The sequence below is a fragment of the Bradyrhizobium jicamae genome, from assembly GCF_001440395.1.
GTDB classification, from domain to species: domain Bacteria; phylum Pseudomonadota; class Alphaproteobacteria; order Rhizobiales; family Xanthobacteraceae; genus Bradyrhizobium; species Bradyrhizobium jicamae.
The window spans coordinates 2,455-11,711 of sequence record NZ_LLXZ01000146.1; the positions used below are offsets into that span (position 1 = coordinate 2,455).

At 59.0% G+C, this 9,257-nt stretch carries 8 protein-coding genes and 1 pseudogene; 2 read left to right on the top strand and 7 right to left on the bottom strand.

The genetic code is table 11. The annotated features are described in order from the left end of the window. From CQ12_RS23875 to CQ12_RS23890, 4 genes are all read right to left on the bottom strand, one after another. A partial coding sequence (locus tag CQ12_RS23875) for a metallophosphoesterase family protein (RefSeq protein WP_057837755.1) occupies positions 1–333 on the bottom strand: 333 nt, incomplete at its 3' end. Next, positions 330–569, bottom strand: a complete 240-nt coding sequence (locus CQ12_RS46605) for a hypothetical protein (RefSeq protein WP_057837748.1) — start codon at positions 567–569, stop codon at positions 330–332. The genes CQ12_RS23875 and CQ12_RS46605, both read right to left, overlap by 4 nt. Positions 570–802: 233 nt before the next feature. After that, entirely contained in the window at positions 803–2,515 is a 1,713-nt protein-coding gene (locus tag CQ12_RS23885; RefSeq protein WP_057837749.1) for a response regulator, read from the bottom strand. Beyond that, the gene (locus CQ12_RS23890; RefSeq protein WP_057837756.1) at positions 2,512–4,026 is read right to left on the bottom strand and encodes an ATPase domain-containing protein; all 1,515 of its coding nucleotides are present in this window, start codon (positions 4,024–4,026) and stop codon (positions 2,512–2,514) included. Before CQ12_RS23890 ends, CQ12_RS23885 begins: the two co-directional genes overlap by 4 nt. Positions 4,027–4,535: 509 nt before the next feature. Here CQ12_RS23890 and CQ12_RS23895 point away from each other — a divergent pair. After that, positions 4,536–4,817 (top strand): DUF2934 domain-containing protein, encoded by a 282-nt coding sequence (locus tag CQ12_RS23895; RefSeq protein WP_057837750.1) that lies wholly within the window; start codon positions 4,536–4,538, stop codon positions 4,815–4,817. 342 nt (positions 4,818–5,159) lie between these two features. Here the strand turns inward: CQ12_RS23895 and CQ12_RS46610 are convergent. Continuing rightward, positions 5,160–5,397: pseudogene (locus CQ12_RS46610) on the bottom strand (hypothetical protein); the annotation flags it as partial. A gap of 604 nt (positions 5,398–6,001) precedes the next feature. Next, the gene (locus CQ12_RS23900) at positions 6,002–6,268 is read right to left on the bottom strand and encodes a hypothetical protein (RefSeq protein WP_157088435.1); all 267 of its coding nucleotides are present in this window, start codon (positions 6,266–6,268) and stop codon (positions 6,002–6,004) included. A gap of 1,417 nt (positions 6,269–7,685) precedes the next feature. Here CQ12_RS23900 and CQ12_RS23910 point away from each other — a divergent pair. Beyond that, on the top strand, positions 7,686–8,018 hold the full coding sequence (locus tag CQ12_RS23910) for a hypothetical protein (protein WP_347337442.1): 333 nt from the start codon (positions 7,686–7,688) through the stop codon (positions 8,016–8,018). Between the two features lie 571 nt (positions 8,019–8,589). Here the strand turns inward: CQ12_RS23910 and CQ12_RS45190 are convergent. Further along, entirely contained in the window at positions 8,590–8,760 is a 171-nt protein-coding gene (locus CQ12_RS45190) for a hypothetical protein (protein ID WP_198164244.1), read from the bottom strand. Positions 8,761–9,257 lie beyond the last annotated feature (497 nt).

Sequence of the window (9,257 nt, forward strand, 5' to 3'; positions counted from 1 at the left end):
CGTGTCGATCTTCGGCACGTGGGAATGCCCGGAGACGATGACGTCGATGCCGGCGCCGGGATCGGCCTTCAGCGTCTTCAGGTCGTGCAGAACGTAGATCGACTTTCCCGCCAGGCGTACGAGTTTCGTGTCGGGGTATTCGCGGGCCCACTCGCCATTGTCCACGTTTCCACGGATAGCCGTGACAGGCGCGATCCGGCGAAGCGCGTCTACGATCTCGGGGCGCCCGATGTCGCCGGCATGGATGATGTGATCGACGCCCGTCAGGCCTCTTTCCGCCTCGGGCCGCAACAGACCGTGCGTGTCTGAAATGATTCCAATCCTGAACATTATTTCCCGGCGCTCTCAACGGCGATTACCAAAAGACGATCGAGAAACTCTACCTGCCCGGACAGCATCTTGGTCCGCGCGAGCTCGATATCAAACCATTCCGCGCGGAAGTAGGGCATCGCGGTGACGCCGAACTGCCAGATATGTCCCTTCGCGGGAGGCCGAAGGCGATGCAGCCTATCACGAGGATAGCCTCGCCGCTTGGTCCGATCGGCGAGGAAGCCGCCGAACGGAACCATCGCAACCAAACACCCCCACAGATTTCAAAAGAAAATTTTGCGCTTGATGGATTGAAGGCCCCAATCGATAGGACGTTCTCGCTCGTCTGAGAAAGGGGGTTTCGCGCAGCGGCGCCCATGTCCTATGGCGAAATAGAACATCAGAAGGGAAACCGTTTTCCGCTGGCGGTTCCACGGGCAAGTGCAACCAAAGCTAACCCCTCCGGGCGAGAGGTTGAACCAACGTCGGCATGTCAGTTCATGCTCATCCGCTTGGATAACCCTCCATCTCGGCCTAGATCGGCCTTTGCGATGCTTAGGGCAGCAGCCAACTCGTCGATGCGGTAGGGCTTAGACAAAATTTGAACGCCTGCGGACTCCGCATCCTGGACAGCGGCTTCCTTCGAGTATCCGCTGGTCAGCAGGACCGGCATATCGCTTCGCCGTTTCCTGATCTCCCGTGCAAGATCAACGCCGTTCATGACGCCCGGCATCATGATGTCGGAAAAGACGAGGTCGATCGATCTACCGTCGGCCAAGGCACCCAATGCAGCCGCGGCACTAGCGGCCCGCGTGACGTCGTAGCCGAGTTGCCCGAGCATCTCGCTTACAAGCGCGGCGACCTCTTCGTCATCCTCGACCAAAAGGACCCGGCCAAGGTTGCTCCTCTGCGGCTGCGCATTGCCGAGGTCGGGGCGGTCGCGTTCCTTAGAAGGCAGATTGCCAGATCTCGGAAGGTAAAGCTCGATACTGGTCCCACGGCCCAGTTGCGATTTTATGCGTACGGTGCCTCGCGATTGCGTGGCAAAGCCGTGAACTTGGGCAAGGCCGAGGCCCGACCCCTTGCCGACGTCCTTAGTGGTGAAGAACGGCTCGAAGACCCGAGAAAGAATTTCCCGGCTCATGCCGACGCCTTTGTCGATCACGGATATTCGCACGAAGTCGCCCGCAATTTCGGGGTCCCGCAGTTCGCTCAGGTTCTCGCCGCGAACGACGATCGTTCCCCCGGTTGGCATCGCGTCCCGGGCGTTTACCGCGAGGTTGAGGACCCCGAGTTCAAGTTCGCCGGGATCGACTTCGACCGGCCAGAGATCATCGGGAAATTCAAATTCGACGTGTACGTCGCCTCTAAGGCTTCGATCGAGCAATTCGCGCATGCCACCGATCTGCAGGGCGACGTCCACCGGTTCCGGTCTGAGTTTCTGCCGGCGGGAGAAGGCGAGTAGTTGCCGTGTCAGGCCTGCTCCGCGCTGCGCGGCCTGGATCATTCCGTCCATCAGACGGCGCCGCCGAACCGGATCCGTCTGCCGGTCGAGCATGTCCAAACCGCCGGAGATCACCATCAGCAGGTTGTTGAAGTCGTGAGCCACCCCACCGGTGAGCTGCCCGATCGCTTCGATCTTTTGGGCATGACTAAGGGTCTCCTCCACTCGGGCGCGCTCTTCCATTTCGATGCGAAGCTGATCGTTGGCTTCCTCGAGTGCACGAGTGCGCTCGGCCACAAGTTCCTCGAGCTCTTGGGCGGTTTGCTCGCGCGCCCGGAGCAAGGACCGAATTTCGTATTGACGACGCCGCGCCCGCATCGCTGATTGCACCGCGCTGGCAAGCGTCATCGGCTGGACTGGCCGTTCGAGCAAAGAAACGTTGCGGAGAACGTCGACGGTATTTTGACGCCAAGCGACAACCGCCGGCTGATCTCGATGGCTGGTAAGAATAATGAAGGGAAGGTCGGACCACGCTGGTTGCTGATCGATCCACTGCGCGAGGGGAGACATGTCCTTCCCGAAAAGTCCTTCCTCGGTAAGAAAGACAGCTCCGACGCCGACGTTCATCTCGCGAACTAATTCGGGCAGGCTCCGGCAAATGACCGTTTCCATGTTCGAGCTGCGAAATAGCTCAGCGACGGCCGGCCCGTCGCGGCCGATCGGAGCAAACACGAGAACGTGGTAATCCGGGTCAGTGCTCATTCCGCCGGATCCTGGTCGGGGATTTGCGTGCCGGTAAAGCGTGGGTTGCCTGAGAAGATTCCGCTGAATTCCTTTAGCGGCGGGCCGAGGCTGATTCCTGTACGACTTAGGCGAAACTCCCGAATGGTGTGTTCATGGTTTCCGCTACGTTTTTTTACCACCGACAATGCGCGTCGTACGGTCCCGGCCAACTCGAAATAGCGCAGCATTAAAACCGCATCACTGAGATAGCTTATGTCCAAAGGCGTATCCATCGGACCTACCAGACCGTGCTGAGCAAGTACCAGGATGGTCAGCACACCCTGCTGTCCGAGATAGGTCAAAAGTTCGTGCATCTGCAGAATGAGAAAACGCTCGTCGGGCATCGCGTTGAGATAACCGTTCAGGCTGTCGATGATGACGACGCGCGCGTTGTCGACCTCGACGCTGTTTCTCACGTTAGCCGCGAACTCGCCGGGGGACAGCTCGGCAGGATCGATCTGCTGAAACCGAACGAGGCCTGATTCGACGTACTTCGCGAGAGGCAGACCGAGGGTTCGAGCACGGGCTTCGATGGTGCCGCGGCCTTCATCGAAAGCAAAGAATACGGCGTGCTCGCCCCGCTCGGCAGCGGCGATCGCGTAGGTGAGCGCGACTGAGGATTTGCCGACGCCTGCCGCGCCGATGAAGAGCGCGTTCGTGCCACGCTCCAGACCGCCTCCTAAAAGCTGGTCAAGCTCGGCATTACCGCTGGGAGTGATCTCGCCGGCGAACGGCTTGTGATGTTCGGCCGCAATCAAGCGAGGAAAAATCTTCAGTCCACCCTCTTCTATCGTAAAATCGTGGAAGCCGCCGCGAAACCGCATCCCGCGCATCTTGATCACGCGCAGCCGGCGCCGCTCTGCCCCGTAATCGATGGCGAGTTGCTCGAGCATGACGACGCCATGCGCGATCGAATGGAGCTGCAGGTCTTCCTGCGAAGAAGAGAGGTCATCGAGGAGCACGACCGTACAGTTGCGATTGGTGAAAAAGTGTTTCAGAGCCAGAACCTGCCGCCGGTAGCGGAGCGGGTTCTGGGCGAGTAGACGGAGTTCGGATAGGCTATCGACGACGACGCGCGTCGGATTAGTTCGTTGGACCTCCTTGAAAACTAGGCCGGTCGTTTCGCCGAGCTCCATCTCAGCGGGATGGAAGACGGTCAGTTCGCGCTCGGGATCGAGCGTCGTCTCCGGGGGAACCAATTCGAAAATATCGACGCCCTCTAGCGACCAGCCGTGCCGTTTGGCAACGAGGCTGAGCTCGCGCTTTGTTTCGGACAGAGAAATATAGAGCACTCGCTCGCCATCGCGCGCGCCTCTGAGAAGAAACTGAAGTGCTATGGTGGTTTTGCCCGTACCGGGTCTACCCTCGTATAGGTACATCCGATTGGCATCGAATCCACCTCCAAGAATGTCGTCTAGACCGTCGCTTCCAGTCGACACCCGCGGCGGATCCTCAAAAACGCCTACACCATCGATATACTCGTTCGTCATTTGAGCTCCGCCGCTCTCCCGCACAAAGTGGGAGCTCTTTTGGCAGCCCCCTCCGTTAAAGGTAGCAATCTCGGCTTTGAGCGGAAAAAGCCATAAGTCAAACCCGTCCGTCTGTATTCGGTTCCTAGGCATGCGAACGGCCTAAGTGGCGGCTTGGACAGCCAGGCTTCGGCTGGCGACGCGTCGCGATCGAGCGGCTTTAAGACTTTCGAGAAACAAGCGACCGGCTGGCCCGCCTCGTCGGCAGCATGCACCTGACTTCAACTAAGGTAGGTAGCTCTTTATCAACGGCCGGCGGCGCGCTTTTCGGGCCGCCTTAGAGCATTAAGATACCTCAGCTGGTAGCCAGCCCGCGCCGGCAGTCTCATGAGGCCCCAGAGGCAGCGGCCCGTCAAACTGTCCCGGCCTTGTTGCTCCCGCGTTGCGCGGCAGCGCCGGCATGCAGAAACCAAGAAGCATGATGAACAAATCCGTGATCTCAACCGTCTTATTCAGGACGGAGAGGGTTCATGGATCACATCGAGAATGATCCTCGCGAACTAGAACGCAAAATCGAGCAAGCGAACCGGCTCGCTAACAGGGTCACAGACCGGACAACCGTGCAACGATTGCGACAGTTCGTTGAGGATCTGAAAGCAGGGTTGCGGCAACATCTAGCCGCGCGGCGAACCAAGGAAGAAATCAGGGCTCGCGCTCGGGAACTCTGGGAGCAAAACGGGCGCCCGGAAGGACGCGATCTGGAATTTTGGCTTCAGGCCGAAACTGAAATTACCGGGCGCAACCGAGATTGAAGTAGCTGGACACGATGGCGGAGGGCGCGCTCCTCCGGCGGCGCAGTGAAGTTTACGACTTGAAGGCTGCCGCGGTAACCTAGGCCGGCAGCGACACTGCAGGCGGCTGGCGCCGGTGACACACGTGTTTTGCGGCGTCGCCTCCGCTATGTTGCTTGCGCCATGGACCGCCCTGCTGGGCTGAGCTGCAATCCTCCGGCTTTGGCATGACCGCCTCCCCGCCGTGTTTGCCGCCCTGACCTTGCAGATCGTTCTCTTGCGGCATTTGCTGACTCCGTTATGGATGAACAAATGGGCGGTGTCTTGTTTTCGTTTCCGGCCACAACAGTGCCTTGCGATCGCTATCTCCCGCTGCTCGGTCAACTTGATCGTGCGGACCGGCGGCCTGTAACGCCGCATCCCGCAGGACCGGCATCGGAACGACGGCTCCAGCTTCCAGATCGGCGTGTCACGCGCCGTGCGGAAGCGGCAAGCTCATCTTGCATCGGCAGCATTCTATCTCCAGCCAGCCGCAACCTCGATTCCGGCATTGGCCTATCGTTGGGGACGGCTGCAACCTCGACCACGCTTCTGCCTCCGCTCAATCCGCCGCAGGGGCAATTCTACTTCATCAACCCCAACCAAGACGCCATCTGCGCGCTCGTCCGAGTGATGAGCCGCTATGTCGGCAACCGCCCATGCCGGATGTGTTTCCCCGACGTCGCAAGGGGGAACTCGGACGCGCTAGAATTCTGAACGTTTATTAATGCAACCGGGAACGCGAATCTCGCCGAAGCATTAGTATGGTGAGGCCGTCGCCCGCCGTTAACCAAACGGCGCATGTCGCGGATAGCCAAAGGTCCTTCGGACTCGCTGTTCAAAAACAAGCGCTCGCGCAGATAGCCAAAGGCGACGGTCTCGGCCCGCGTTGGCACGCCGGAGAACACTGCCATGCGAAACTCCGTCGACATTGCCTCCTCGCATAGCCGCGCGATTGTTCGAGAGATTGGCGAGAGACTACTGGCTTCCTTCAAAGAGGACCACGAGCTACCTGCGCAGTTCAGAGCGCAAATCGAACGACTCCGCCAATTAGAACACGAGGCGTTAGACGGCACGCGATCCTGATCAAGCGAAGGAAGCTGATCCGATGCGCCGCTAGATCTCGTATGACGGCCTCTGACGTTCCGTCCCCGTTTCCAGGAAATCTACCGGTCCATCACAACCATCCGTTCGCGATCTTCGCGATTTCTTTCAATGGTCGCGATCGTCTCAGGGGTCTCGACTTCATTCTCTTTGATCTTCGCCGTGCTCCGTTCGCTGTCGGGATGCACGGCGGTCCGGCTTGAACCAGTGGTGATGTTTCGCTCCAGTGAGGCGAGGCTAGTTCCCGGCTCAATTTCTTCCGAGCTGGCCGGTGAAACTGTTAGCGCGCTTACTGCTAGGATCAGGATCGCCGCCAAAGCGTATCGCATGGACTCGCTCCACCTCCGTGAGTTGACGTTCAACGGCATGCAGCGGAGCTGGTTCCCGCGACTTTTCTGCCGGGGAATTTCAAGATATTACGTCCCTACCACTTTGCGCTTCTCAAGAAAGCTTCGATGGTTCGGCCCGAGATCAAGCATGAGGGCTATCGCCTGATTGTCATCAAGGAGGCTGGGACGCTCGTCACCTTCACTGCGGCCGACGCCGAGCTGTTCGCCTAGAGCAACCCGACAGGTAGAGTTTTTGTCCGCGCAACGCGTCGCGGGCGTCTGACATTGCTAGTTGGGCGGGAATAGCACGTACAGCACGAGGGCGACCACCGCCGCCGCGGTGACGACTTCCGAGACGATCGCAGCATAAGATCGTTGCACAGACGTAGGCCCTCCATAAGGATAGCCCCCGGCGTGGGCCGACGTGCCGCCGGACTTCCCGCACGAAGACGGACCTACCTTAAGTAACGGCTCTGGCGCGGGGCTGGGGGCTAAACGCGCCAGAGCCGTTCCGCAAGGTGCGCTTTTTCGATTCCGCAGAACGAGTTCATCGCCTGGAACGCAACGGCTACGTCGGCACAAGCGAGGACGACCTAGGGCGGCTGTTGCGGGAACGGGACAGGAAGTAAGCCCACGGGCTGAAGGACGCAAGAGAGAGACGCTTGATGTAGATCAAGCGAGCAACAGGTTTAACGCCAATGTTGGCCGCATGGCACGGCTCGATTGGAGTTATATCTTATTGCTTTCCTGCTCGCTGGCGATCGCTATCGGCGCAATTTACGCCCATTTGTTCACGCCATAAGGAGCAAGGCTCAGCAGCTAGGGACGGCGCTGCCCTAGGAAAGAGTCGCCAAAACCGCGAGGACAACGTCCGGGCCTAGTCCGCTGGAAAGCAGGACAATCAGGGATGCAATTCCGAGAACGGTAGCGGTAGCAATTTGGATGATCATCATTAAGGTCAAGAACCCGAAGCACCCAGCGATGCGCCGCGTGCGGGACGCGTTCGTATGAGGATGCGACAAGCCCGGGGGCCGAGGTGCGGCCGCATTTCCAGCCGGCACATATACGAACATGGCCAATTAATATGCGATGTGGCCTCACGAGGATATCCTAATGGCGGCGGTGTTCCTGGTAACCGCTATCGTCTTGGTGCAGCCTGCTCTGGGTCACGCAGCAGGGCCCTTAAGACCGGACCTGTTTCGACACGCCTGCAAGTTCGGCCTGGAGGGCTTGGTCTCGAAAGGCGCCTACAGCTAAAATGGCCCGGAAGAGAAGATCACCTTCGGCGAAATGCGCCAGTCCGGCGCGCGGCGCATCGTTGTCCTTGCTCAGACTACAAATGCTGCCATTCAGTCGTTTTGGACGCAGGTTGCTGGCCGGATAACATCCGGCTTTCCGATATTGAGGAAAGGTTCGTTTGCCAGGCTTGCGGCAAGCGCGGCGCCGATGTACGGCCGAGCTTTCCGCACGCTCGCATGGGACATTGATGAAATACGCTGGTAATCGCCCCTACTCCGCTCCTGAGAAAGCCGCACGGCGGCTCCTGGAACACGCTCGCGCCTTCCAACCGATCCAGGACGGCCGAATATATATCGAGCAAATCAACCACCCTTTTCTGTTCGGTGACAGGGCGACGCCGGCGGGATATTCGGCGGGCCTTGCGCACGCGATCTCGCATGGCTGGCTCGAATTGCACGAGAGCGGCACGTTCGTGAAGCTGACGCAGAGCGGCGCGGATCTATTCGCCTAGCACCATGGGGGCCCTAGACATCGGCGGCGCCTAACACAACGAAAAGCCCGGCTCAGCGAGCCGGGCCAATCGCGAATTAAATACACGTGCTGAAAAGACCGACATTGAAGCACTCATCAATTCAGGTGTCTGTTCGAACTACCACTCAGGAGAACGATTTTCGGGAAAACATGGCAATTCGCGAACCTACGGCGGTTGCCTAGCACCAAGAGCCCCAGCTCCGGGACGTGGAGCTGAGGCCCCTGGAGGCCAGCCCTTCACCCACAAAGGGCTACTCCAAAATCACAGCCGACAGCCGTAGCCCGCCATAACAAAAGTTAGCCCAGCGGAACGCAATGACTGCACCGACATTGGATTCCTTTGCTCGCGGGGAAACTCGATGCGGTACTGTCCTCGGTGCGACAACACTCGCTGGGTTTGTGAAAATCACCGCGAACGGCCGTTCTTGGGAGAAAGGGCCTGTGGTTGCGGCGGCGCCGGCGCACCTTGCCCGAGCTGCAATAGAAATTCGGCTGATCCTGACGACGTCCCCGCAATGCCCGCGGGCTTCAAGCCTGATCTTAGCTAGCAGCTATGGCTTACTCGGGGGCGGTAAACCGAACTGCTTTGCGCGCTCTTCGACTAACTTGCGATAAGCCCGCCCCAGCGAGGCCAACTCAATTTTGAGTCCTTCGTTTTCCTCTTCAGCAGCAAGCCGCTCGAACGTCAGAGCATGCTCGATGTACTCGACTATCATTTTCATAGCGCGGCCCTTCCATAATGCCCGCCAGGCTTCAGCCTAAGACATCAAACAGATCAACAAGGTGGAAGGTCCGTTCACTAGTGGACACAGGGCGAAGTTTTCCACTTTTTCCCGATTCTAGGAACAGAGTTTCAGCTGTGGCGTTACTACCTGCGCGGGACTGGAGGACGCGGAATGAGTCGGCTCTGTCAATTAGCAAGTGCTGGGTTGGCGCTTCTGTTCGCAGCCACGCTATACGCTACCTCCAATTTTTATATCGAAGTGCGATCGGCAAAACATCTCATTAGTGACTCTGCGGCGCTTCAGCTGAGCCGTCAAAACCAACGGCTGGCGCTGCCGCACTCGCGTTGAAGCAGCGGCGCCGGCGCACCTTGCCCGAACTACCACAGAACCGATCCGACGTGCCCGCGGTGCCCGCCGGCGTCAAGTTCGATTGAGCTCGGCACTTTTCGGGAATTGGAGAGTTAAATAGGCAGCTGATCCAGCCGGCCTGCTCC

Coding starts and splice junctions, on each gene's coding strand:
- CQ12_RS45190 (WP_198164244.1), bottom strand. CDS start 8,760: ATGAAAATGATAGTCGAGTACATCGAGCATGCTCTGACGTTCGAGCGG.
- CQ12_RS46605 (WP_057837748.1), bottom strand. CDS start 569: ATGGTTCCGTTCGGCGGCTTCCTCGCCGATCGGACCAAGCGGCGAGGC.
- CQ12_RS23900 (WP_157088435.1), bottom strand. CDS start 6,268: ATGCGATACGCTTTGGCGGCGATCCTGATCCTAGCAGTAAGCGCGCTA.
- CQ12_RS23890 (WP_057837756.1), bottom strand. CDS start 4,026: ATGACGAACGAGTATATCGATGGTGTAGGCGTTTTTGAGGATCCGCCG.
- CQ12_RS23885 (WP_057837749.1), bottom strand. CDS start 2,515: ATGAGCACTGACCCGGATTACCACGTTCTCGTGTTTGCTCCGATCGGC.
- CQ12_RS23895 (WP_057837750.1), top strand. CDS start 4,536: ATGGATCACATCGAGAATGATCCTCGCGAACTAGAACGCAAAATCGAG.